Consider the following 25,141-nt stretch of genomic DNA (forward strand, 5'->3'; position numbering starts at 1 on the left):
TGGCGATCGGCGAGATGTCGCGTGATGTCAGGCGGTTGAGCTCAGGCGCCGACCTTGGCGAGAACGTCGGCGCGCAGGAAGCGCTCGATGAACAGCATGAACAGCACCGAGGGCACGAGCAGGATCAGTGCCGTGATCGAGGCGACCTGATAATTGCCGCCCATCGCCGCGTTGTAGAGCAGGAGCGGCAAGGTCGTGACCTGCGGCACGCCGACGAAGAAGGTGCCGGTGAACTCGTCGAGCGATTCCAGGAAAACGAAGATGCCGCTGGCGATGATGCCAGGCGCCGCCAGAGGCAGCGTCACCGAGAAGAAGGCCTTCAGCGGCGAGGCGCCGATATTGCGCGCGGCGAGCTCGAGATCCTTGTCGACCGCTGCGAAGGCTGCCGCCGCGATCCAGACGGAATAGACCAGGCCGTGCGCGGCATGGACGAGCACCACGGCGAAGACCGTGCCGTTGATCCCCAGCGAATAGAACACACGAGCAACGTTGATGTAGATCGCGACCGAAGGGAAAGCCTGCGGCAGCAGGAAGAGCACCATGAAGGAAGCGCGCGCCGGCAGTTTCAGTCGCGCCAGCGCATAGCCGGCCGGGATCGACAGCGCGAGCGCGACGAGCACCGTCAGGACCGCGATCCAGACCGAGGTCGCGAGCGAGGCCATGGCGTCGCCGGTCGGGCGGAAGACCTGTTCCCAGTAGCGCGTGCCGTAGACGACCGGCAGCTTGTAGGGCGTGTACCAGCGCTCGGCGACGGACCAGAGCGCCAGATTGACCAGGGGCCCGATCAGGAAGAAGGCGAAGGCCGCGAGCGCGAAGGCCGCAAGCACCATGCGCAGGCCGGAGACGGCACGGATCATGGCGTGCCCTCCTTCGCCATGCCGCGCTTGAGGTAGATGATCGCAGCGCCAGCCGAGATCAGATAAGTGATGACGCCGAGTGCATTGGCGGTGGCGTAGTCGCCATAGGCGTTGATGCGGAAGGCCATGTCGACGGTCAGCATGGTCGGCTGGGACCCAGCGACCATCATCGGCACCGAGAGCACCGAGAGCATCGTCACGAAGGAGAGGACGAGCGCCACGAGGAGCTGCGGCATCACCTGCGGCAAGGCGAGCTCGACGAGGACGCGCATCCGCGAGGCGCCGAGATTGCGGCCGGCCTCAAGCGTCGCACGATCGAGTGCGGCGAGCGCGCCGGCCAAAAGCAGCGCGACGAAGGGCGTCTGCTTCCAGACGAAGGTCGCGATGATGCCGCGCCAGTCGAGGAAGCTCACCGCCTGCAACGGCTCCATCAAACCCATCGAGACGAAGATGTTGTTCATCAAGCCGTTCTTGGCGAGGAAGGTGCGCATGCATTGCGCCGCGACGATGAAGGGGATGAAGAGCGGCCAGCGATAGAGCGCCTTCAGCGTGCCGACGATGTAGCGGTTCTCGCCCAGCGTCAGCGTGCCGGCGATGATGATGGCGGCGAGCCCGGTGAAGAAGCAGGAGGCAAGCACGATGACGACGGTGAAGACGACGTCGCCGGAATAAAGCTCCCAGGCCTTGCCGAAGGCCTGCAGCGAGAAGCCGCCTTCAGGCCCGGTGAAGGCCGAGATCAGCGAGAAGCAGAGCGGATAGAGAAACAGCGCCGCGACGAGCGCGAGGCCGGGCGCGATCAGCAGCAGAGCGAGATTGCGTTGGGAAAGGCTCATGGCGAGCGGCGCTCTCCGCGGCGAATGGGTGGCGGGCATCCGGAACCGCGAGGTCATCCGGACAAGCGGCGAAGCCGCGCCGATCCGGGATCCATGCCTGAACCGTTCCGGAATGGATCCCGGGTCTGCGCTTCGCTACGCCCGGGATGACGCGGTGTTTCTTCGCATCATCCCGGGCGCGAATGGATCAGTTCGCGACCTTCTTCTCGTAGCCCTCGAGGATGTCGTTGAAATAGGGGGCGATCGGGAAGGGCTTGCCGTTGGCGGCAAGCTCGGCCGGCGTCACGTCGGTGAAGAGCTTGTCCCAGGCGGCCTTGTCGAGCTTGCCTTCGAGGTTCTTGGCATCGATGCCCGGATACCAGTTGAACTTCTTGACGATGCCGTCAGCCTGCACCTGCGGCGAGGTCGCGAGCGCGATGAAGGCCTCGGCCAGCTTCTTCTGGGCCGATTTCTCCGGCACGGCGTAGTACATCGGCTGGCCGGGCATGCCGGGCGAAACGAGCTTCAACTTCATGTTCGGCGGCAGCTTGCCGTCCGCCTGCCAGGAATAGAACATGTCGACCCAGACCGGGCCGATCGCGATCTCGCCGCGGTTGAGCATGTCGAGCGTGCCGGCATTGCCAGGGGTGATCACGGCGTTCTTGTTGAACTCCTTCAGGTCGGCAAAGGCCTTGTCCCAGCTCGTCTTGGTGGCCGCGTCATAGGGGCCCTTCATCAGCTTGTCGGCGTCGCCGCCGAAGGCATAGACCCAGCCGGCGACGAAGGAGACGCCGGACATGCCGCCCTTGATGCCGTTATAGCCGAACTGCTTGGGGTTCTTCCTGGCCCAGTCGGCGAGTTCGGCGAAGGTCGCCGGCGGCGTCTTGACCATGTCGGCATTGTAGGCGAGCGCGGTCTGCGACTGGAACATCGGGATGACGAAGCCGCTCACGTCCGTGCCCAGCGAGTTCTTCGCATTGTCGCCGGTGGCGAGCTTCGCCGTCTCGACATTGGCCGTGTACTTGTTCAGCAGGCCTTCCTTGACCATCTGGCCGGCAGCCTTCTGGTGGATGACGACGACGTCGAAATCGGTCGTGGCCGCGCCCTTCTGGGCGTCGAGCTTCTCGTAGATCTTCTGCGAGCCGGAATCGCCCGGACCGGTGCCGACCGAGACGACCTTCACGCCGGGATTGGCCTTCTCGAACATCGGACCGAGATAGTCCTTGACGTAGTCGACCATGTTCTGGTCGCCGGCGGAGGCGACGTTGAGGGTCTGCGCGGATAGCGGCGAGGCCACGATCAGCGCGGCGAGCGAGCAGGCAAGCGTGAGGATGCGCATGTGTCTGACTCCCTGTCAGGCGGCAATCCCGGCCTCGGTCGCCGGGAAGATGTGAAGGCGCTGCAGCGGAATGCGCAGCCCGACCTTCGTTCCGAGTTCGTGACGGGCGACATCGTCGACCGTGATCTGGCGGCCGGCGGCTTCGACCTTGTAGCGGTAGATGCCACCGGGATAGGCGCGCGCGGCGATGGTGCCGGGGACGACGAGGTCGCCGCCAGCAGCAGTCGCGTCAGAGGCGTCGAGGCTCGCGACATCGTCGCGGAAATAGGCGAGCGCCTCGCCGTTCGGCAGGGCAGCCGCGGCGTTGCCTGCTAGCGTCGCGCGGGCGACACCGGAGATGACGGAAGCCTGGCCTTCACCATGCTGGACGCTGAGCGGCAGGACGTTTTCGGCGCCCATGAAATTGGCGACGAAGGCACTGGCAGGACGGTCATAGACCTCCTCTGGCGTACCGACCTGCGCGATCCGGCCGGCCTGCATGATGACCAGCCGGTCCGCCATGGTCATGGCCTCCTCGCGATCATGGGTGACATGGACGGCGGTCAGGCCGAGGCGCTGCTGGATGGCGCGGATCTCGTGGCGCATCACCATGCGGATCTTGGCGTCGAGATTGGAGAGCGGCTCGTCGAGCAGGAGAATGCCGGGGTCGATGGCGAGCGCCCGGCCGAGCGCGACGCGCTGGCGCTGACCGCCGGAAAGCGCCGTGACCTTGCGGTCCTCATAGCCGGCGAGTCCGAGGAAATTCAGCATCTCGCCGACCTTGGCGGCGATCTCGGACTTGGACTTGCCGCGCAGCTTCAGGCCGTAGCCGATGTTCTGGAGCACGGTCATATGCGGCCAGAGCGCATAGGACTGGAAGACCATGGCCATGCCGCGCTTTTCCGGCGGCAGGCCGGCGACATCGCGCCCGCCGACGACGATCGAGCCGTCCTCGACCGGGACGAAGCCGGAGAGCGAACGCAGCAGCGTGGTCTTGCCGCAGCCAGAAGAGCCAAGGAGGGCCGTGAAGCTGCCGGGCGTGAAGTCGAGATCGATGCCATGCAGCACGCGCGTACCGCCATAGGCGACCTTGAGGCCACGCACGCCGATGGCTGCGCCACTACCCGCTCCCGCTTGCGTTTCCGGCTGCAAGGCGCCTACTCCCCCGGTTCTGCTCTTATCGCCTGATGGTGGAATATTTCTTCCATCATTGGCTCAGTTGAAATAAACGTTACGCACGGGGCGCAGTCTATGCAAGAGCTTTGTGAAACTCGGATGACAGTGCGGATTCATTCTCTCTGGCTGATGCCGGCAGCTTCCGACGAAGCACTACTGGCCGGTATCGTCGGCGACCTGTCGCGCCGTTTCGGCACCCCGCTCTTCGCCCCACATCTGACATTGCAGGGCGACACCGAGACGACGCCCGATCTGCTGGAACAGGTGACCACCGCCGTTGCCGCTGCGGTCGAGACCTTCGCGGAGCCGGTCTCGCTCGTCGAAGGGAGCGATGCCTATTTCCGTTCGTTCTATGCCCGCTTCGCCGTCTCGCCGGCCTTGGCCAAGCTGAAACAGGCGCTCGATCCGGAGGGCTTCGCGAGCTTCATGCCGCATGTCTCGCTGCTCTACGGACCGGTCGAGGCGGAAGCGAAGGCTGCGGCCATCGCCGAGATCAATACCCGTCTCGCCGGCCGCGCGATCCGCTTCGACCGGATCGGCATCGTGACCTCCGGTCAGGACGTGCCGATCGCCAAATGGCAGGTCGTCACGAGCGTCGCGCTGCGCTCGGCCTGAGCCTTCGGGCTATTCCCCGGTCAGCTCGCGATTGCGGCGACTGACCTCGTCGCTGTAGCGCTTGATCGCATGCGCCTCGCTGAGGATGCCGACGAGGCGGCGGCTGTCGCGATCCGCCACCACAGGCAGCGCTTCGCTCTCGGCCGCCTCGAACAGCTTCAGCGTGTCGCGCACCGACATCTCGGCGAGCAGCATCCGGTCCGGGTTGCGCAAGAGATGGCGCACGGTGCGCGGCGCGGGCTCGGCCGCCGCCTCCTCGTCCAGCGCCGGATCCGGCTCGTAAAGTGCGCCCGGCGGCACCATGCCCGCATAGGCGTCGCCGGGCCCGACCGCGACGAGATAACTGGTCGAACCCGGCGGGTATTTCAGCCTGGCCTCGGCAATGGTGGCGTCGACCGCGATCTTCGGCACCTCGAGACGCATCATGCTGCCGGCAGTGAGATCGCGCATCCAGCCGACATCGTGCGCGCCGCGGATGCTCTCGCCGCGCAGGTGGAAGCGCCAGGTCGCGAAAGAGAACCCGAAGAGACGGCGCGTCACCAGCGAGGCCGCGCCGGCCGCGCCGACCACGGCCAGGGTCAGCTTGAGATCGCCAGTCATTTCCAGCGCCAACAGCGTCATCGTCATCGGCCCACCGACGATCGAAACCGCGAGCGAGCTCATCCCGACCAGCGCGAACAGCGTCTCGTGGCCTGCGAGGTTCGGGAAGGCCAGCGTCAGGAGACCGATGAAGAGGCGCCCCGTGAGAACACCAAGCAGCAGCGAAGCAAAGAACAGACCGCCGCGGAAGCCGGAGCCGATCGAGACCGAGGAAGCCAGCGCCTTCGCAACGAGCACCAGCGCGAAGAGCAGCAAGCTGGATTCGATGCCGAGATAAAGATTGATCGCGCCATGGCCCGCCGAAAAAACGGAAGGGTTCCAGACCGCCAGCGCGCCGACGACGAGGCCTCCGAAGGCAGGCCGGAGCCAGGTCGGTATCCGCGAGCGCCTGAAACCTGCCTCGACGAAGGCGGCGGCGCGCATCACGACGATGCCGACGAGCCCGCAGGCCGCGCCGAGCAGAACGACCAGAGGCAGGTTCGCCATGGTGATCGCCCCGATCGGCGGCACCTCGACGGCGAGCAGTGCCGGCGCGAGCAGGCTATGGGTCACGGTCGCCATGAAGGTCGCGGCCATCACCGGCACGAAGGCTGCGATCGAATAGCTGCCGAGGATCAGCTCGAAGGCATAGAAGGCGCCGGTCAGGGGCGCATCGAAGGCGGCTCCGATGGCGCCGCCGGCCGCGCAACCGACCATCAGGCGCATATCCGCCCGGCGCAGGCGCAGACGGCGGCCGATATGCGAGGCCAGCCCGCTCGCCGCCTGCGTATAGCCGGCTTCGAGCCCGACCGAGGCACCGGCGCCGCTGGAGCCCATGGTCTGGAGCGCGACGAAGACGCTGTCGCGCAAGGACATGCGCCCGCCATGCAGCGCATTCGCCTCGATCGGGTCGATCGGCTGCTTGCGCCGACGGAAGAACAGCCAGGAAGCACAGCCGATGGCGAGACCGCCGAAGACCGGCCCGGCCATCGCTCGCCAAGGTGGGATCGTGGTCGTGATCGAGAGCCTCTGGCCCTGCCCCAGCTCGAAGATCATCTCATGCAGGAGTTGGGTGGTGAAGGACATCGCCAGCACGACGAGCCCCGCAAGGACGCCCACCACGCTGGCCAGCATGACGATGCCGATCTCGCTGGAGCGGACGAGCGTGCGCCAGCCCTGCGGTGCATTACCTGTCGCGGCCGGCGTTTCGGTGGCTTTCACGGTGATCACGGCAAGGCCCGTCAGGCTTATTCGTCACGTCAGCCCGCGGTCGCATATCGAAGCGGCGGGAACAAGACAGGGTTGCAATCGTGGCCCCGCCCCTGTCGCGGGACGGCTACCCGATCGGAACCGCAAGGCCCGTCTTGACCCGATCCATGGCGACGAAGGAACGGAACTTGCGGATGTTCGGATTGGCGAAGAAGAGGCGTCGCGTCAGCGCCTCGTAGGCCGCCATGCTCGGCACCAGCACCACCAGCATGAAATCGACCTCGCCGGTGACGTAGTAGCATTGCTGCACCTCCGGCGCGGCGAGGAAGGCGCTCTTGGCCGCGTCGATATCGGGCGCGGTCTCGCTGACCAGTTCGATCTCGACGAAGAGCGTGATCGGATGGCCGAGCGCGGCGGGATCGACAACCGCGACATTGGCGCGGATGACACCGGTTGCCTCCATGCGACGGATGCGGCGCTGCACAGCCGGAGCCGACAGGTTGACGCGCTCGCCGATCACCCGCTGCGGCGTGGCATTGTCCTGCTGGAGGATCGCGAGGATCGCCCGGTCGAAAGCGTCGAGATCATGAGCGGTCGGCTCGGCCATGCCTCATCCTGAGAAAGAAACTTGCAAGGGTAGCGGGTAAATCCAGCGCCTTTTTCACCTGGGATGCAATATCCATTCAGGAAATCCAGCCAGACGAGGCCGCCATGTTCCTGCTCAATCATCACCCGGACTATCGCTCCGCCCTGCATCCCGAGGATGTCGAGACGCTGGGGCCGGCCGGAGCGGACGCGATCACAGCGCATCTGGCCGAGCGGCCGAACCATGTGCCGACGCCGCTGCACAGCCTGCCGGGCCTCGCCACAGCGCTCGGTATCGGCGCGCTCTTCATCAAGGACGAGGGTCAGCGCCTCGGGCTCGGCAGTTTCAAGGCGCTCGGCGGCGCCTATGCAGTCATCCGGCTCGCACTGGAGGCGGCTTCCGAGAAGCTCGGGCGCCGCTTGAGCGATGCCGACATGAACGATCCCGCCGTCCGCGAGGCTGCCGCCGGCATGACCTTCGCCTGCGCCACCGACGGCAACCATGGCCGCTCGGTGGCGCAAGGCGCGCAATTGCTTGGCGCAAAGGCTGTGATCTTCGTCCACGGCGGCGTCAGCGACGAGCGCGTCGCGGCCATCGCCCGCTTCGGTGCTGAGATGGTGCGGGTCGATGGCACCTATGACGATTCCGTGGTCGAAGCCGCTCGCGTCGCGACAGAGCGCGGCTGGACCATCGTCTCCGACACCTCATGGGAAGGTTACGAGCGCATCCCCGGGCTGGTCATGCAAGGTTATACAGCCATCGCCCGCGAGGTACTGGCGCAGATGCCGCAGCGGCCGAGCCATGTCTTCGTGCAGGCCGGCGTCGGCGGCATCGCGGCTGCGCTCGCAGCGCAGATGCAAACCAGCTTCGGCGCAGGGCGGCCGTTCTTCACGGTGGTCGAGCCGTCGCGCGCCGCCTGCCTCTTCGAGGCGGCGAAGTGCGGCCAGCCGGGAAAGATCGCGCATGGCGCGCCGACCGTGATGGCGATGCTCGAATGCTATGATCCCTCGCCGCTCGCGCTACGCGTGCTCTACCGCGCGGCGGACGCGTTCATGACGGCGGAGGATTCCGACGCCGTCGAGGCGATGAACCGCCTCGCCCGGCCGACCGCCGGCGACCCCGCCATCGTCGCCGGGGAAAGCGGTTCGGCCGGGCTCGCCGGCCTGCTGGCGGCCTTGCGCGATCCACAGGCGCGCGCGGCGCTGAAGCTCGACGGCCATTCCCGCGTCTTTCTCGTCAACACCGAGGGAGCGACGGACCCGGCACGGTATACCGAGCTCGTCGGTCTCAAGCCGGAAGAGGTCGCGTGATCTCGCGGGTGGTGCTGCGCGCTCAAGCCATTGCCGGATGACCGGCTGACGTCGTAGCAGGGCATCACGGTCCTTCCGGGCCGCTCCGGAGGCCGTGCATGAAGCTTCGTCCCGATACGCTGGCGATGACCGCCGTCCTCGCCATGCTGACGGCGCTCGGCCCGCTCTCGACCGATTTCTACCTGCCCTCCCTTCCGGAGATCGCGCGGGTGATGGAAACGGACGTTGCCGGTGCACAAGCGACGCTCTCCTCCTTCCTGTTCGGTTTCGCTGCCGGGCAGATCCTCTGGGGCCCGCTCTCGGACCGGCTGGGGCGCCGGCCCGTCCTTCTCGCCGGCCTCGGCCTGTTCGGACTGGCGACGCTGGCCTGTGCGCTTGCGCCCTCGATCGGCGCGCTGACGGCGGCGCGGGCCTTCCAGGCCCTCGGAGCATCCGGGCCGATCGTGCTCGGCCGCGCCATGGTGCGCGATCTCTATGACGGGCCGCGTGCCGGGCGCGAACTCGCCCGCATGGGCATGATCATGGGGCTGGTGCCGGCAGTGGCGCCGGTGATCGGCGGCGTGCTGCAGGTCGCCTTCGGCTGGCGCTCGACCTTCCTCGCCTCGCTCGCCTTCGGGCTGGTACTGGCCGTCGTGATCGTCACCGTGATGCCGGAGACGCTGCGGGCGCGCTCGCCGCAGCCGCTCTCCCTCATCGGCATCTTCAGGGGTTTCGGCACGCTGCTGCACAACCGCGCCTTCCGCGTTTATGTCGCGCTGACGGCGCTGGCCTATGCCGGGCTCTTCGCCTTCATCTCAGGCTCGTCCTTCGTGCTGATCGGCGTCTACGGTCTGACCCCGATCGAATACGGCTTCTCCTTCGGTTTCGGCGTGCTCGGCTATATCACCGGCACGATCATCGCACAGCGCCTGGTCGGGCGACGCGGCATGGACGGGGTCATCGCCATCGGCGTCGCCTGCCTCGCCGGCGGCGGCCTCGCGATGCTGGTGGGGGTGCTGACCGGCTTCGGCGGGGCGGCGGGCGTCGTTGTGCCGATGGCGCTCTATGCCTGCGGCGTCGGGCTGACCATGCCGCAGGCTCAGGCTTCGGCGATGATGCCCTTCCCAGATCGGGCGGGCGCCGCATCGTCCTTCAACGGGCTCTGCCAGATGCTGCTCTCGGCCTGCGTCGGGCTGCTGGTCGGCCACCTGCTCCAGAACGCAGCGCTGCCCTTGCCGCTGGTGATGTCGGCGCTGGGCGTGACCGCGCTCGTCCTGTTCCGCGCAACGCGCGGTATCCGGGCGGCGAAGGCGTAGGCTCAGCCTCCGAAGAGCCGCTCGAAGAAATTGCGCTCCTGCGGCGCCGGACGGACCCAGCCGCTGTCGCCCTGAGGCTGGACCGGCGCAGGAACCCGAGCGTCTGCCACCGGCGCACCATCGCCGATCGTCTTCGGCGCGCCCTGCCAGAATCCGCCCGGCAACGGGATGGGCTGGGCGCCGGCATGGGCCGCCTTCATGTACTTGCCCCAGATCTCGGCCGGCAGGCCGGCCCCGGTGACGCGCTTCATCGTCGTGTTGTCGTCATTGCCGACCCAAACCGCCGTCACGAGGCGCGCGGTGAAACCGACGAACCAGGCATCGCGGTAGTCCTGGGTCGTGCCCGACTTGCCGCCGACCTCCCAGCCAGGAAGATTAACCTTGGAGCCGGTGCCGCCGGTCATCACCGCATGGAACATGGTATTCATCATCGCCAGCGTCTGCGGCTGGATCACCGGGCCGAAATTATTGGCCTTGCGGGCGTAGACGACCTTGCCATTGGTCGAGCGGACCTCACGGATGACATAGGGCAGCACCGACTGGCCACCATTGGCGAAGCTGGCATAGGCAGCGGTCATCTCGAGCGGCGTCACCTCGGAGGTGCCGAGCGACAGCGACGGATTGGCCTGCAGAGACGAGGTAATGCCGAGGCGCTGTGCCGTACGCACCACCTCGCGCGGCGTCACCTCCTGGATCAGCCGGGCGACGACCGTGTTCAGCGAATGGGCAAAGGCGGTCTGGAGCGTCACCGGGCCGCGGAAATTGCGTGAATAGTTCTCCGGCTCCCAACCCTTGATCGAAACAGGCGAGTCGTCGCGGATCGTGTCCGGCGTCATGCCCTTCTCGATCGCGGTGAGATAGACGAAGGGCTTGAAGGACGAGCCTGGCTGGCGATGCGCGGCGGTCGCGCGGTTGAACTGGCTCTTCGTGTAATCGCGTCCGCCGATCAGGGCGCGGATCGCCCCGTCCGGCGCGAGCGAAACCACGGCACCCTGCGAGGCGTTGAGCTTGGCGCCTTGCGTCGAGAGAGCCTCGACCAGGGTCGTCTCTGCGGAGCCCTGGAGCTTGGTGTCGATCGTGGTGAGAACCGTGACGTCGCCCTCGACCGCGCCGATAAAGTCGTCGAGCACGTCCATGACGTAGTCGGCGGCGTAGTTCACGGAGCCCGCGCCGACGCGCTCAGGCACCTCGGCGGGTGCCGTGAGCGCGCTCTTGGCCGCGGCCTGCGTGATGAAGCCCTGATCGGCCATCGCGGCAATGACGAGCTGGGCACGCTTCTCGGCCGCGTCGGGATTGCGGTTCGGCGCGAGCCGCGACGGGGCCTGGACGAGGCCTGCCAGCATCGCCGCCTCGGCGATCGTGACCGAACGCGCCGATTTGTTGAAATAGCGCTGCGCGGCCGCCTCGACGCCATAGGCGCCGGAGCCGAAATAGACACGGTTGAGATAGAGTTCGAGGATCTGGTCCTTGGTGTATGTGCGCTCCAGCCAGAGCGCCAGGATCGCCTCCTGGATCTTACGAGCCGCCGTGCGCTCCTGCGTCAGGAACAGGTTCTTGGCGAGCTGCTGGGTCAGCGTCGAGCCGCCCTGCGCCACGCCGCGCCCGCGCAGGTTGGTGACGAGCGCACGGGTGATGCCGATCGGGTCGATGCCGAAATGCTCGTAGAACCGCCTGTCCTCGATCGCCACGAAGGCGCGCGGCAGATAGGGCGGCACCTCGCCGATCGTGATGGTGCGCCCGCCGGTCTCGCCCCGATTGGCGAGCAGCGAGCCGTCGGCGGCGAGAATCGCGATATTCGGCGGCCGCTTCGGCACCGTGAGCTGGTCGATCGGCGGCAATTGCGAGGCGTGATAGGCGACGAGCCCGCCCACGCCGATAGCGCACCAGAGGCCGAGCACCATAGTCCAGTAGAACAGGCCGCCCAGGAACGTGCGCCGGCTGCGACGGCCGCGGCGCTTGCCGCCGCCTCCCCCACCACCGCCGCGCTTGTCGCGCTTCGGCGGATTGCGGAGCTGCCGGCTGGGCTCGGGCGGCGCCGGGGCGTTGCGGAAGCGGGTCGGGCGATCGTCGGGAGAAAGGCGCATGTCACCGTCCACATGGCTTTCGCCACGCTCATAACCAAAGGAGGGCTCGCGCCGCTCACCTCGTGCAATCCGGTCGTTCATCCTGCCCCGTTTTCGGCCGCCAAGCCGCCTCGCAATGCGGTCAGGTCACACAGGATTCAAACATGGCGCTTTTAAGGGTTCGTAAAGCGTGCAATGCGGCGGGGGACTTCGACCCGTCGCGCAAACGTGATGCGATTTGCAAACACGCAAACGAAATCGTCATCGACCGGGATATTGCGCAAACTCGGACGGCTCGCCTAGAACCCGCGACGACACCATCAATCCTCACGATATCCGAAGCAAGGACCCCTGCATGCAGTCTCTGTCCCGTTACGCGCCGTATACGCTCGGCCTGCTGCGCATCTTCACCGCGCTGACGTTCATCTCGCACGGCACGCAGAAGCTGTTCGGCTTTCCGGTTCCGCCGTCCTGGGGCATGCCGGCCGCATTATCGCTGCCCTGGATCGCCGGCGTGCTTGAGGTCGTCGGCGGCGCCCTGGTCCTCGTCGGCTTCCTGACCCGCCCGGCCGCCTTCGTCCTGTCGGGCCTGATGGCCGTCGCCTACTGGATGGCCCACGGCTCTAAGGGATTCTACCCGCTGCTTAACGGCGGCGAGGCGGCGATGCTGTTCTGCTTCATCTTCCTCTACATCGCCACCGCCGGCCCCGGCGCCTTCGCCGTCGAATCCCGCAAGGGCTGAGGCTCAGGCCGCACAGAAACGGGAAAGGCCCGCCTCCTCACCGGAAGCGGGCCTTTTTCATGCCTGAATTCAGCGAATCAGACCGCTGCGGAGATCCAGCGCGAAAGATCGCTCTTGGGAGCGGCGCCGACCTTCTGCGAGGCGAGCTTGCCGTCCTTGAACAGCATCAGCGTCGGGATCGAGCGGATGCCGAACTGGGCCGGAATCTGCTGATTCTCGTCGACGTTCATCTTGACGATCTTGACCTTGCCGTTGAGCTCGGTCGCGATCTCCTCGAGCGCCGGGCCGATCATGCGGCAGGGACCGCACCATTCAGCCCAGAAATCCACCACGACGGGCTCGGACGACTTCAGGACGTCGGCCTCGAAGCTCGCGTCGGTTACCTTGCTCGTTGCCATGACTGGCCGCCTTTCGATTCCATGGGCAGCATCATGCCCTTCGCCAGCGAAGCTATGAATGCCGGCCCCCGGGGTCAAGGCGCGTGCACCGCAAAGCGGCAGTGAAGCGAGCGCGTCACGACCCGCCCGAGACCAGGCTGGCACCGACATTGATCGCCATCGCCAGGATCGAGGTGTTGAAGATGAAGGTCAGAACCGAGTGTACCAGTACGATCCCGCGCGCCTGCCGCGTGCTCACGCCCACATCGGAGGTCTGCGAGGTGCAGCCGATCGTGTAGGAGAAATACAGGAAATCGATATAATCGGGCTTACCCTTGCCGGGAAAAACGAGACAGGGCTCGGCTTTGCCGCCGCGATAGTAGATGCCGGCATAGTGCAGCGTGAAGAAGGCGTGCAGCAGCGTCCAGGAACACAGGATCGTGACGCCGCCGAGCGCGAGATGGATGCCGCGCTGGCCCGCGGGAATGGTTCCGATACCGGCGAGCTGGACAGCGATGGCGGCGAGGCTCGCGCTGGCGGCGAGGCAGGAAATGACCAGGATGGCGACGGCACCCTCGTCCTGCTGCTCCGCCCGCGCCCGAATCTCATCGACCGTCTCGGTGAACATCGTCGTCGCCAGCAGGCCGAGATAGAGGGCCGCGCCGGCATCCCAGGCGACCAGCAACCGCGTCGCCCAGCGCCAGTCGTCCGGCAGAAGGAGGGCCAGAAGGCCCCCCGCTGCCAGCGCGATCAGCAGGCGCGGACGCAGGGACAGGGAGTGCGGTACGAATCTCATGGTCCGAGCGCTCCCTCGCCAGAGCCGGTGCTGTCACTATTGGCTAGAGCGGCAAGTGCGGCATCGAGCCGGCCGGCATCCAGTTCGAAACAGGTCAGGCTCGCAGTATAGATCGCCAGGGCTCGCACCTGTCGGCCCGGGTAGATATCCCGCATCAGAGCGACATAGGCGGCGAGCTGCGCGACGGTCATGACGGGAATGGCATCGACCGTCCGTGGTGGCCGGGCCGCGGTCTTGAAATCAGCGACGACGACGCTGTCCGCCGTCACCGCCAGCCGGTCGATCCGCCCGGAGACGGCGCGCGATTCGCCATCCGACAGGCGGATCGAACCCGCCACAGGCACCTCCGCTAGGGCATCCGCGGCAAAGAGCCCGGCCAGGGCGGGGGCTGCCAGCAATTGCAGGGCGTCAGCCACGATGCTGGCGCGCCTTTCGGGCCTCAGGGCTCCGCCACGTGCTTCGGCCAGCGTCTCTGCCGTGGCAGGGCGGCGCGCTTCCGGCACACCGGGCAGAACTTGAAGGAGAAGATGCGCCAACCGACCGGCTGCAGCCGCCTCGGCCAGGAAAGGCCCGTCGCCCGGCCGCTCCTCGCCATCGGCGGCTGCCAGCGCGCTCGATGGCTTCAGCGGCGGCAGGGGCTCTGCCTCCCGCGTGACGCGCCGGCTCAGCCAAAGCGGGACGGAAACCGAAGCCGCGTCTTCCTTCGCGCGATCGTTACCCTCTTCCGCCGTCGACGGCGCCGAGACCCTGAAGCGCAGGATCGCCTCGTCGCCCTCGCCGATCGGGTTCAGACCGGCCTCCGACTGCATCAACCCCTGCTCGATCATCGCATACCAGCTTCCGGGCGGGGCCTCGCCCTTGGCTTGAGCGGCACAGATGATCAGGCGATCCTCGGCGCGGGTCATCGCGACATAGAGCAGGCGATGATGCTCCTCGATCATCTGCGCGACCACCGCGGCCTTGGCGGCCGTCGTGGCCTGGACATCCTCGGCGGAAGCCGGCGGCCAGAGCGGCACGAGATCGCCCGATGGCGCCGGCACGGCCAGAATCGTCGGCAGGCGCCTCGCGCCCGGCTCGACGCCGAGATCGGCGAGAATGACGATCTTCGCTTCGAGGCCCTTCGAGCCGTGCACGGTCATGACGCGGACCTCGCCGGCACTGGCCGAGAGATCGCGCTTCACGTCGGCGGCACTGCCGGCGACATGCTGGAGGAAGGCTACGAGCGACGGCCCGTAACGGCGCTCGTGATCGAGCGCCGCATTGAGGAAGGCATCGAGCGCATCACCCGCCTCGGCACCGAGCCGGGCCAGCGCGAGATTGCGTCCGCCACCCGGGCCGAGCAGATCGGCGAAAAAGCGGAACGGCCCCTGCCGCCCGGCCTGCTGCGTCCAACGGACAAGCTTCGCTTCGGCCTCGGCATAGCGCGGCTCGTCGGCCGCAGCCTCCTGCAAAGCGGCGCGCAGCGAGCCCGTGCGGTTCGGCGCGAGGCGCAGGAGATCGTTGTCGTCGAGATCGATCAGCGGCGTCTTGAGCGCAGTGGCGAGCGTCAGGTCGTCTTCCGGCAATAGTAGGGCGCGGCCGAGCACGACGAGGTCCTCCACCGCCGGGTGCTCGGCGAGCGTCAGTCGATCCCGGCCGGCGACGGGAACCTCGGCATCCTTCAGCGCCTTGACGATCGCCTCGAACAGCGCGCCGCGCTGGCGCAGCAGGATCATCACGTCCCCCGCCGCGAAGGGATGGCCGAGATCGTCGCGGCGGTCGCGGTGCCAGCGCTGCAAGGTGCGGGCGATGCGCTCGGCGAGCTTCACCGTGCCGCTGCGCCGCTCCGGCGCGTCGACCGGCGTCGTCCAGGCGTCGGGCGGCTCGCCTGTGTCATTGGCGGCGAGCGGCCAGATATCGACGGTGCCCGGCGCATTGCGGCGGACGGTGTCGTGGATTTCCGGCCGCGCAGCGCCGTCGAAGACGAGGCCGCGCGCATGCTCCGGCAGGGCGAAGACGGCATCGACCGCCTGCATGATGTCCGGCGCCGAGCGAAAGGAGGTGTTGAGGCTGATCGCCTCGAAATCCCGTTCCGCCGCCCGGATGCGATTGCCGAGCGCACGGCGCTCCTCGCCAAAGGCGGAGGGCGCCGCTCCCTGAAAGCCATAGATCGACTGCTTCTCGTCGCCGACGACGAAGATGGTCCGCGGCTTCGCGCGGAGATCGCCACCGCTGGTGAACTCTTCCGCCAGCTTGCGCAGGATCGCCCATTGCGCCTCGCCGGTGTCCTGCGCCTCGTCGAGCAGGATGTGGTCGATGCCGGCATCGAGCTTGTAGAGCACCCAGGCGGCCTCGACCCGCTCCAGCAGCGAGCGCGTGCGCGCGATCAGGTCGTCATAGTCGAGCAGCGAGCGCAGGCTTTTCTGGCGCTGGTAGGAAGCGAGCATGCGCGTCACCAGCAAGGCGAGCGCTGCGCTGCGGTCGCGGATGGCCACCGCGTTCAGTTGCTCGGCCGCACCGAGCAGGCAGGCGGCGAGCTCCTCCAGCGACGCTAGCAGGGCGCCATCGAACTCGGACTTACCCTTGCCGCGGATATTGGCGTTAATCGTGCCGGCTTCAGTGATGAAACCTCGGCGGCAAAAAGCGACGGGGTCGCCATCATCCTGCCCGGCGAGCAGCGTGCGCAGGTTCGTCGCGAAATTCTGCCGGGTGGCGCTGCCGGCCTGAAGCGCCTCGATCAGAGCATGAAGGCCCGGCAGCGCTGCCAGATCGGCACGGAAGCGTGTCCTGATCGCATCGGCCGAGAGGTCGGGCGCGATGCCGAGGAAGGCGGCGATGCCAGCCTTCACAGCGCTGGCGTCACGGGCGCGGCCGTTCTCATCGCTGAACAGCGCGCGCTGGCGCAATGCCTCCTGGAACATGGTCTCGAACGAGTCCTGCGCCGCAAGCCGGGCAAGTAGATCGAGCGCGCGCGCTTCCGGCCCGTTCGGTTCCGCCGCGACGAGGGCCAGCAATTCACGCCGCGCCGCACGCAGCATCTCGGCTTGCGCGAGATCGTCGGCGACCTCGAAGCGGGGCGGCACGTTCGCCTCGAAGGGCGCCGCCTGCAAAACGCGGGTGCAGAAGGCGTGGATGGTCTCGATCCGCAGGCCGCCCGGCGTCTCAAGTGCCTCGGCGAAAAGGCGGCGGGCCTTGGCACGCTCGGCCATCGTCGGTGTGCGCCCGGTGAGATTCACCAACTCACGGCTCAGCGCCTCGTCCGAGAGCGTCGCCCAGTTGCCCAGTGCCTTGAAGATGCGGTTGGCCATGTTGGCAGCCGCCGCCTTGGTATAGGTGATGCAGAGCATCCGGCTCGGCGCGACATCATCGAGCAGCAGCCGGAGCACGCGGTTGACCAGCACATGGGTCTTGCCCGAGCCGGCATTGGCCGAGACCCAGGCGGAGAGGCCGGGATCGGCGGCCTGCGCCTGGCGCTGGTTGGTCAGCGGCGGGACGATCCAGCCAAGCTTCATGCCTCGCCCCCCTCGTCTCCGCCGGGCGCGGCCGACCATTCCTTGACACGAGCCAAGTGATCGTAGGGGCTAGCATAGCGGATATAGTCGGGCGCGCGGCGCGAGACGAAGGGCTCGCGGCCCGAGCGCAAGGCAGCGAGATATTCGAGCAGGCGTTCGAGATGGCGCGCGGCGACATCGGCCAGCGGCTCGCCGTCGAATTCGAGCGGCTTGTCCTTGGCCCAGCCTCTCGGGTCGTGGTGCAGCTTCATGTAGAGCACCGCCGAGACCGGCGTCGCCCCCGCCAGCCCTTCGAATCCCGCGCGCGCGGCAAGCTCCGCCTCCAGCGTCAATTGCGGGGCAAAGCCCTTCTCGACCTGCGCCTTGCTCGGCGGCGCGCCGGTCTTGAAATCGACGATCCGCAGCGCCGGTTCGCGCGTCAGCTCGATCCGGTCGGCCCGGCCGCTCAGGCGGAAGCTCGTGCCATCGGCGAGCGGGAAGCTCGCACCGGTGAAGAGCTCGACGCCGATCCTGGCGACGTCGCCGCGGCGACGCTCCTCCCAGCGGATGAAATGACCGGCCGTCAGCAGGAAGCGCGGCCACCAGAAGGCCTTGACCTCCGGCACGTCGTCATAGGCGCCGAAAAGCCGGGTGCCGATCCCGACCAATTGCCCCAGCGCATCGGCCGGCAGTCCTTCGGGATAGGTCGTGGTGAATTCCTCGACGATGCCGTGCAGCAGCTTGCCGCGATCCTGCGCCGTCGGGTCCGCCACGAGCTCGTCGAGCGCGTCGAGCTTCAGGATCTTGCGGGCATGGATCTGGTAGGGGTCGCGATAGAGCGTCTCGACCTCGGTGACGCTGAGCGAGAGCGGCTGGAGATCGCGCGGCGGGCGCGGCGCCGGGCGACCGATCGGCTGCGCGTCTACGGGGGCGCTCAATGCGCCGGCCAAGGCCAGCAGCTTTTCTCCTTCATCAACGGCCTTCGTCCAGACTTCCTGCGGCGTCACCGCCTGCAGGCGCTGCCAGAAGCGCGAGGCGATGGTCTCGGCCTCTCCCGCCTTGCGCGGGCGCGTCAGCGTCACCTGCGGCGCGAGCGCCGCCATGACGAAATCATGCGCAGTCTGGCCGATGCGGCGTTCCGGCGGCGAGAGGCCAAGCTCGGCGCGCATCGGCCGGTTGATGAAGGAATCGGTCGTGGTCTGCGGCGGCCAGACGGTTTCGTTCAAGCCGCCGAGCACGACATGGTCGGCTTCCAGCAGGCGTGCTTCAAGCAAGCCCCAGATCGCAACGCGCGGATAGCCGGGCGTGGCGCGCTTGACCACGGTCTCCGCCAGCAGCGCATCGAGAATCGCAACGAAATCCCGCGCCACCCCGCCCGGCGGCATGACGGCTTCGGCACCTGCAAGCTCGTCGAAGAGCCCGGAGAGCGCCTCGCCATCCGGGCCGACAAAGGCGAGCGGCGTGCCGGCTTCGCTCAGGCTGAAGGCGGTAACGCTCGTGCGCGCCGCCGTAACGACGGCAGCCAATGACGGCGCCTCGACAGCGAACGCCTCGCGCAAGGCTGCGCTGGCCGTCCCCAGCGCTTGCAGCACCTTGGCGGCGGCGGCCTGATCCTCCGTCGTCAAGCGCTTGCGTGGACGCGGGACATGCCCGCTCTCGCGGATCGCCTCCCAGTTGCCAAGAGCGGCCTCCAGACCCGGCATCCCGCGGCCGACAGCCTGGCCGCGCCATGTTCCGATTTCAAGCGCAGTGGCGCCCTGCGCCAGCACATCCCGACCGAGACCCAGGCGGCAAAGCGGATGGGCGAGCAATGGCACGAGCGCGCTCGGCGCCATCTCGGCCAGCACCACTTCGAGGATGAGGCGCAGCAACGAGCCAGCCGGCCAGCGCCCGAGCGGCAGGCCGGCGGAATCGTCGACCTCGACGCCCCAGCGCTTCAGCTCGACGGCGACACGCTCAGCAAGGCCGCGGTCCGGTGTTACCAGAGCCGCATGGGCGCCGGGCCGCTCCAGTGTCTCGCGCAGGGCGATGGCGACTATCAGGGCCTCTTCGCGCTCGTCGGAGGCCTCAACCACACACATGCCCGCGAAACCCTTAGCCGCCGTCATGTCCGGGACACGCGCGCCGACATCGGACCAGAGTTCGGTGACCGAAGCCGGCAGCATCGCCTCACGCAGCAGCGCCGCCCGTGCACTGCGCGCTGCGTCGGGCTGCGACAGCTCGCGCACGTCGTCGCGGGCGGCTTCGAGCGTGTCCATCAGGTGATGCAGGGCCGCCTGCGGATGGGAGGGGGCAGGCTCGCGGACGATCGCATCCCAGGCGCGCTGATCCAGCCCGAGATCGATGCCGGGCAGGACCACGGCTCCGTTCGGCAGGCGGGCAATGGCGGCGAGCAGGCGCGCGGTCGCCGGCACCGTACCGGTCGAGCCGGCGGCGATGATCGGCCCCGTCGCGCCGCCGCCGAGCAGCCTCTCGCGTTCGGCCGCGAGCATGCGGTTGCGGAAAGCGGCGGGGTCGCAGGCGCCGCGCTCGGTCAGGATCTCGGGCCAGGCATCGCCGAGAATGGCGAGGAAGCCGGCATTGAGCTGCCAGACCCGGTCGAAGCGGGCGGCGTCGAGCGAGGCCAGCCGTTGAACCGAGACGCCTTCGGTCTGCATCTGGTCGAGCAGGGCGGCGAGGTCACCGGCGAGCCCATACGCCTCGGCCAGCGTCGCCGGCACCAGGGCGGGTTCGCTCGGATCAAGCCGGAGATGGTTGCGATTGGCGGTGCGGCCCCAGGCATCGACCAGCCGTGTCAGCAGCATGCGGCGTTCGAGCGGTGCGATCGGGGCAAGGCGTTCCTGCGCCCAGGCGCCGGCACCGATCAGCGCCGTCTCGGCCTCGTCAACATCGCCGAGCGGGACAATGCGCGGGAGCAGCAACGACCTGCCGCCGAGCTTTCCCGCGAGGATCGCGGCGAAGGCGCGGGCGGCACGACGCGTCGGCAGGTAGAGCGTCGTCCGCGCCATCGCGGCGGGATCGGCGGGGTCATGGACCGGGCCGAGCCGGCCATCCAGCATCGCCTGCGCCAACACCTCCAGGAAAGGCGCGCCGGCCGGGATGCTGAACAGGTTGAGCTCAGGCATCGATGGGCTGGGCGGCGGCGAAGGCGGCCTCTGCCGGCGCGATCGCCTCCGGCCGGTCGACATGCAGCCAGCGGCCTTCGAGGACATGGCCAGAGAGGCGCCCGCGCGCGATGGCTCGGTCGAACAGCAGGTTGAACGAGAACGAGGCCGGCGTATCCACGAAGAACTCCGGCGTCACGATCGCGATGCCGGCATAGACGTATGGCGCGCTCGCGGCCGCGCCACGCCGCATCAGACGCCCCTCGCCATCGCGGAAGAAGTCGCCGGGACCGTTGAAGCCGACGCTGCTCTCGCGGTCTGCCAGCAGCAGCAGCATGTCCATCGTCTCGCCGTTCCAGGCAGCGGCCATCGCGCCGAAATTGGAGACGCCGCGCTCGCTCCAGAGGGAATCCGAGTTGACGCTGAAGAACGGGCCATCACCGAGCAGCGGCAGAGCCTTCCTGGCGCCGCCGCCGGTTTCGAGCAGTTCGCCGCGCTCATCCGAGATGGTGATGCGCGGGCGCGTCCGACCAGCCAGATGCGCCTCGACCTGCCCGGCGAGGTGATGGACGTTGACGACCGCCTCCTCGACGCCGGCCTCCGCCAGCCGGTCGAGCGCATGGTCGAGCATCGCCTTGCCGCCGATCTTCACCAGCGGCTTCGGCAGCGTGTCGGTAATCGGGCGCATGCGCTGCCCGAGGCCGGCCGCCAGCACGATCGCCCGGCGGATCGGCGACGAAGCGGTTGTGGTCACGCGAATCTCCGTGTCGATCTGCCTGAGCTTAATCCGCCGCTTCGGTCTCGAACAGCTTCGGCATATGCGCCTGATACCAGCTCTTCAGCTCTTCGAGGGCGGGGTGGTCGAGGTTGCGGCGCAGATAGCCCTCGATACGCGGCAGGTGCTTCAGGTAGTCCGGCTTGCCGTCCCGCTTGTCGAGGCGGGCGAAGATGCCGGCGATCTTGGTGTTGCGCTGGGCGCCGAGGATGGCATAGGCGCGGGCGAAGCCGGCGAGGTCGAAATCCGGAGTATCGGCCCGGCGGGCGGCGCCATAGGCCGCGAGCAGCCGGAGTTCCAGCGAGGCCGGCACGTCGACGCGCGCATCCTGGCCGAGCGAGGCGAGGTCATAGGCAGGGTGGCCGAGCACCGCGTCCTGGAAATCGATCAGCCCGAGCTTCGCATGGCCTTCTCGGCCTTCCAGCCAGATCAGGTTCGGCGAGTGGTAGTCGCGCAGCGTCCAGGTCGACGGCTGGGCGAGGATCTCGTCGAAGAGCCTGCTCCAGATCCGCGCGAACTCGGCCTGCGTTACCGCCGGCAGCGTCACGCCGGCGATATGCGGGGCATACCATTCCAGGATCAGCTCGGTCTCGATCGCCATGGCCTGGCGGTCATATTCGGGGATGGCGTGGTCGATCCCCTCGGCCACCGGGAGGATGGCGGGCAAGGTATGGCGATGGAGATCGGCGAGCAGCCTCGCGGCCGCTTCGTAACGTTCGGCGATCGGCCGGCGCTCCGCGTCGATCACGCCCTCGCTGCCAAGGTTCTCGATGACGAGCAGGCCGGTGGTCAGATCCTCGGCCAGGATTTCGGGTGCGGAGTAGCCGAGCGAGCGCAGGCCGCGATCCATCGCGACGAAGGCCTCGACATTCTCCGCGAGATGGGCGAGCGCGCTATAGGGCTTGCCAAGGCGGATCGGCGGGCCGTCCGGGCGTGGCGGCGAGATCATCAGCACCGAGGTCTCGCCATTCGGCCGGGTCAGGCGCTCATAGGCCCGGGTCGAGGCATCGCCGAGCATGAAGTCGCGGCGGGCATCGCCCCAGCCGGCCCCGTCGAGGAGGCGGCGCGAGGCGACCGCGATGGCGAGCCGCTGCTTCCAGAGCACGCCGCCGGAGAGATCGGCGATGCGGCCGGTTTCGGGATTATCGGGATCGACATCGAGCACGATGTCGAGACGGCGTCCGGCCGGCAGCCGCGTGCCGGCCCGGTCCGGCCATTCGACCAGCAGGATGAGGCGATCGAGATCCTCGACCAGCCCGATATCGTCGAGCTCGTCCGGCGAGCGCAGGCGGTAGAGATCGGCATGCAGGACCGTGCCTTGTCCAGTCTCGTAGCTCTGGACCAGCGTAAAGGTCGGACTCGGCGCCTCCAGCGCCGGATCATCGGCGAGCTCGCGCAGGATCGCGCGTGCCAGCAGCGACTTACCGGAGCCGAGATGGCCGGAGAGCGCGACGATATCGCCCGGCTTGAGGATGGCGGCAATATCGGCGGCGAGGCGCAGCGTTGCCGCCTCGTCCGCCAGCAGAAGCCGGTGCGTGCCGGCCTTGCGGGCTTCTTCCGTCATTCGGCGGCATCCGAGAGTGGCACACCCTGTGCCGGGAAGACCGCGGTTACCCGCGTGCCGCGGCCAGGCGCGGAATCGAGTTCGACATGGCCGCCATGGAGCTCGACGATCGAGCGGACGATGGACAGCCCGAGGCCAACGCCACGATGGCTTGACCCGAACGAATGGCTCTCAAAGCGCTCGAAGACCTTTTCCATGACCTCGGCCGGGATACCCCGGCCCTGATCAGCGACGGTGATCCGGATATCCCCACCCGTGCGTGTCGCGTTCACCGAGACCGTCTGGCCGGCGGAGGAGAAGCCGATGGCATTGGACAGCAGGTTGAACAGCACCTGACGCAGGCGCTTGCCGTCGGCGCGCAGAGGGCCTGTGCGCGCATCGATCTCGATCTTGAGATCGACCTTGCTGTCGGTCAGCCGGTCCTGAAGCCCCGAGGTGGCCTGCGCGATGGCGTCGGCCACGTCGACCTCCTGGATCTCGAGCGTCAGCGCGCCGTTGTCGATGGTGGCAAGGTCGAGGATGTCGTTGATGATGGCAAGCAGCGCACCGGACGAGCGCACGATATGGGAAGTGTAGTCGCGCTGCTTCTCATTGAGCGCGCCGACCGTCTCGGTGCCCAGCAATTGGGCGAAACCGATGATATTGGTGAGTGGCGAGCGCAATTCGTAAGAGACATGATGGACGAAGTCCTCGCGCAGGCGCGAGACTTTCTCCAGCGCCTCGTTCTTCTCAGTCAGCGCCCGCTCGACATTCACGCTGGCCGTGACGTCGGCGAAGGAGATCAGTGTCGCGCCGTCCGGAAGGGGTGCGGCGGCCATGTCGAGCACCGTGCCGTCACGCCGCTCCAGGCGGCTGCTGTAATCCTCGCGCGCGTCGCGCACGCCGGTGACGACGCTGTGCAATTCGCTCCAGACCTCGTCTTGTGGATAAAGCGGCCGGCACAGGCGGATGACCTCGTCGATATGCGGCGCGCTGGCGGCGAGATCGCCGCCCTGAATGCGCCAAGCCTGGGCGAAGGCCGGATTGGAGAGCTTGAGTCGTCCGTCCGAGCCGAACACGGCGACGCCCTCGCGCAGCGAATCCAGCGTCTCGCGCTGGGTGCGGGAGAGCGCGTTGAAGCGCGATTCCAGCGTGAAGCGCTCGGTGACGTCATCATAGAGATAGGTCACGCCGCCCTGCGGATTGGGACTGGCGACGACATGGACGGTGCGCCCGTCCGGCAGGTACCACCAATCCTCGCTGGCGCGCGTCGCGGTATAGGCAGCCTGCGCCGCAGCTTTCCAGCTCCGGTAGTCGCCGAGCTCGGGCAGGCGGCGCTCGGCCCGCAGCCGGTCGAGAATCTCACCATCGGTAGGCTGCCCGTCGAGAAAGCCCGATTCCAGCGACCACAGCGCATCGAAGCCGGAATTACGATAGACGAGGCGCTGGGTACCGTCGAAGACCGCAACTGCCGTCTTGAGCCGGTCGAGCGTGCGGACATGGGCATCCATCTGACGCTGGAGATCGGCCCGGGTCGCCTCCAGCTCGCTCATGTCGATCGCGAAGCCGGCATAGCCGGTGGCAGTGGGCAGTTCCATGATATCGAGCGTACGCCGCTGCCCCGAGACCACGGCGGGCGCTCGCAAGGCAAAGGTCGCCCCCTCGCGCCGCGCCCGCGAGGCGGCGTCGCGCTCGGTCCGGTCCAGCAGTTCGAGCCCATTCTTGACGACCGCAGCCGTATCGGCGGCCTCGACGGCACGGCCGTAAGCAGCGTTCACCCAGGTCAAGCGGCCATCGGCATTGCGCATCCAGGCAGGGTGCGGCAGCCCTGCGAGCAGACTGGAGAGCGCCGCATGACCGGCGGTCACGCGCTCGAGTTCGCCACGGAGCGTCATGACCTCGGCCCGTTCGCCCGTCACCTCGCGGAAGCGGATGACGGCGCGCCCGGCGACGGGACGTCCCTCGACATCGATGAAGGGGCCGGACTTGCTGCGCAACGTGATGTTGAACGCCTCGCCGCGCTCCTTGAGCGCATCGGTCGCCAGTTCCAGGCGCTTGGCATCGGCCGGCGGCGCCCAGCTCCCATAGGCGAGAGCGAGCGTCGCGCCGGGCGCTCCGAGGAAACCGCTATCGCCCTCGAAGACGGGCTGGGCATCGCGGCCTTTCCAGCTCACCACCACCTGGGGATCAGCGGCGAGCAGGATGGAGAGCCGTTCCTGGTGGCTTCGCGCCGCTTCGAGATCGGCCGCGAGCTTGGCTTCCCGCTGCTGCCAGCGCGTCCGCTCGCGCACATAGATCAATGACGTCGTCGTGGCGAAGACGGTCAGGCCCGCGAGGATCAGCGAAAGCCCGCCCGAACTCATGGCGTCGAAGGGGGCGGGCGCCAGCCATTCGCTACGCGCCATGGTCGGAACGGTAACCGACGCCGCCGCCAGTGCGGGCAGCAATGCGCGCGGACGCCAGCCGCCATCTCGCCCCTGTCGCCTCGCCCGTGCCATCCTTACGTCCGTCGTC

General features: G+C 67.7%; 18 protein-coding genes. 4 read left to right on the forward strand and 14 right to left on the reverse strand.

Annotated elements, in window-relative coordinates:
- Nucleotides 1-41: 41 nt before the first annotated feature.
- From J0I42_RS18565 to J0I42_RS18580, 4 genes are all read right to left on the reverse strand, one after another.
- Entirely contained in the window at nt 42-857 is an 816-nt protein-coding gene (locus J0I42_RS18565; protein ID WP_291656935.1) for an ABC transporter permease, read from the reverse strand.
- Nucleotides 854-1,690, reverse strand: coding sequence for an ABC transporter permease (locus J0I42_RS18570; protein WP_291656936.1), 837 nt, complete (start codon nt 1,688-1,690; stop codon nt 854-856). Before J0I42_RS18570 ends, J0I42_RS18565 begins: the two co-directional genes overlap by 4 nt.
- 187 nt (nt 1,691-1,877) lie before the next feature.
- A complete protein-coding gene (locus tag J0I42_RS18575) occupies nt 1,878-3,008 on the reverse strand; it encodes an ABC transporter substrate-binding protein (RefSeq protein ID WP_291656938.1) in 1,131 nt (376 codons plus the stop codon).
- Nucleotides 3,009-3,023: 15 nt separating this feature from the next.
- Nucleotides 3,024-4,139, reverse strand: a complete 1,116-nt coding sequence (locus J0I42_RS18580; RefSeq protein WP_291656940.1) for an ABC transporter ATP-binding protein — start codon at nt 4,137-4,139, stop codon at nt 3,024-3,026.
- Nucleotides 4,140-4,262: 123 nt separating this feature from the next.
- Between J0I42_RS18580 and J0I42_RS18585 the strand changes: the two genes are divergently transcribed.
- Complete coding sequence (locus J0I42_RS18585) at nt 4,263-4,778, forward strand: haloacid dehalogenase (RefSeq protein WP_291656942.1); 516 nt, start codon at nt 4,263-4,265, stop codon at nt 4,776-4,778.
- A 9-nt stretch (nt 4,779-4,787) separates the two neighbouring features.
- On the opposite strand, the gene J0I42_RS18590 is transcribed toward J0I42_RS18585, so the two are convergent.
- Both J0I42_RS18590 and J0I42_RS18595 read right to left on the reverse strand, forming a co-directional pair.
- Nucleotides 4,788-6,587 carry a chloride channel protein gene (locus J0I42_RS18590; protein ID WP_291656944.1) on the reverse strand — a complete coding sequence of 600 codons (1,800 nt, stop codon included), beginning with the start codon at nt 6,585-6,587 and terminating at the stop codon, nt 4,788-4,790.
- Between the two features lie 106 nt (nt 6,588-6,693).
- Nucleotides 6,694-7,173 carry an Lrp/AsnC family transcriptional regulator gene (locus J0I42_RS18595; protein WP_291656946.1) on the reverse strand — a complete coding sequence of 160 codons (480 nt, stop codon included), beginning with the start codon at nt 7,171-7,173 and terminating at the stop codon, nt 6,694-6,696.
- A 104-nt stretch (nt 7,174-7,277) separates the two neighbouring features.
- Here J0I42_RS18595 and J0I42_RS18600 point away from each other — a divergent pair, with 104 nt between their 5' ends.
- Both J0I42_RS18600 and J0I42_RS18605 read left to right on the forward strand, forming a co-directional pair.
- On the forward strand, nt 7,278-8,462 hold the full coding sequence (locus tag J0I42_RS18600; protein ID WP_291656948.1) for a diaminopropionate ammonia-lyase: 1,185 nt from the start codon (nt 7,278-7,280) through the stop codon (nt 8,460-8,462).
- Between the two features lie 98 nt (nt 8,463-8,560).
- The gene (locus J0I42_RS18605) at nt 8,561-9,757 is read left to right on the forward strand and encodes a multidrug effflux MFS transporter (RefSeq protein ID WP_291656950.1); all 1,197 of its coding nucleotides are present in this window, start codon (nt 8,561-8,563) and stop codon (nt 9,755-9,757) included.
- Nucleotides 9,758-9,759: 2 nt separating this feature from the next.
- Here J0I42_RS18605 and J0I42_RS18610 read toward each other — a convergent pair whose 3' ends face one another.
- The gene (locus J0I42_RS18610) at nt 9,760-11,922 is read right to left on the reverse strand and encodes a transglycosylase domain-containing protein (protein ID WP_465247696.1); all 2,163 of its coding nucleotides are present in this window, start codon (nt 11,920-11,922) and stop codon (nt 9,760-9,762) included.
- 253 nt (nt 11,923-12,175) lie between these two features.
- Between J0I42_RS18610 and J0I42_RS18615 the strand changes: the two genes are divergently transcribed.
- Entirely contained in the window at nt 12,176-12,562 is a 387-nt protein-coding gene (locus J0I42_RS18615; RefSeq protein WP_291656954.1) for a DoxX family protein, read from the forward strand.
- 77 nt (nt 12,563-12,639) lie between these two features.
- On the opposite strand, the gene trxA is transcribed toward J0I42_RS18615, so the two are convergent.
- The 7 genes from trxA to J0I42_RS18650 form a co-directional block, all read right to left on the reverse strand.
- A complete protein-coding gene (gene trxA, locus J0I42_RS18620) occupies nt 12,640-12,960 on the reverse strand; it encodes a thioredoxin (RefSeq protein ID WP_291656956.1) in 321 nt (106 codons plus the stop codon).
- A gap of 115 nt (nt 12,961-13,075) precedes the next feature.
- Nucleotides 13,076-13,735: a DUF1345 domain-containing protein gene (locus J0I42_RS18625; protein WP_291656959.1), complete on the reverse strand. Its 660-nt coding sequence runs from the start codon at nt 13,733-13,735 to the stop codon at nt 13,076-13,078.
- Complete coding sequence (gene addA, locus J0I42_RS18630; protein ID WP_291656961.1) at nt 13,732-17,226, reverse strand: double-strand break repair helicase AddA; 3,495 nt, start codon at nt 17,224-17,226, stop codon at nt 13,732-13,734. Before addA ends, J0I42_RS18625 begins: the two co-directional genes overlap by 4 nt.
- Nucleotides 17,223-20,330 carry a double-strand break repair protein AddB gene (gene addB / locus J0I42_RS18635; RefSeq protein WP_291656963.1) on the reverse strand — a complete coding sequence of 1,036 codons (3,108 nt, stop codon included), beginning with the start codon at nt 20,328-20,330 and terminating at the stop codon, nt 17,223-17,225. The genes addA and addB overlap by 4 nt, the downstream gene beginning before the upstream one ends.
- Nucleotides 20,323-21,063: a nucleotidyltransferase family protein gene (locus J0I42_RS18640; RefSeq protein ID WP_291656965.1), complete on the reverse strand. Its 741-nt coding sequence runs from the start codon at nt 21,061-21,063 to the stop codon at nt 20,323-20,325. The genes addB and J0I42_RS18640 overlap by 8 nt, the downstream gene beginning before the upstream one ends.
- Nucleotides 21,064-21,091: 28 nt before the next feature.
- Nucleotides 21,092-22,648 carry a tRNA (adenosine(37)-N6)-threonylcarbamoyltransferase complex ATPase subunit type 1 TsaE gene (gene tsaE / locus J0I42_RS18645; protein WP_291656967.1) on the reverse strand — a complete coding sequence of 519 codons (1,557 nt, stop codon included), beginning with the start codon at nt 22,646-22,648 and terminating at the stop codon, nt 21,092-21,094.
- The gene (locus J0I42_RS18650; protein WP_291656969.1) at nt 22,645-25,032 is read right to left on the reverse strand and encodes a sensor histidine kinase; all 2,388 of its coding nucleotides are present in this window, start codon (nt 25,030-25,032) and stop codon (nt 22,645-22,647) included. The genes tsaE and J0I42_RS18650 overlap by 4 nt, the downstream gene beginning before the upstream one ends.
- Nucleotides 25,033-25,141 lie beyond the last annotated feature (109 nt).

Source organism: Allobosea sp. (genome assembly GCF_017308015.1).
Taxonomy (GTDB): domain Bacteria; phylum Pseudomonadota; class Alphaproteobacteria; order Rhizobiales; family Beijerinckiaceae; genus Allobosea.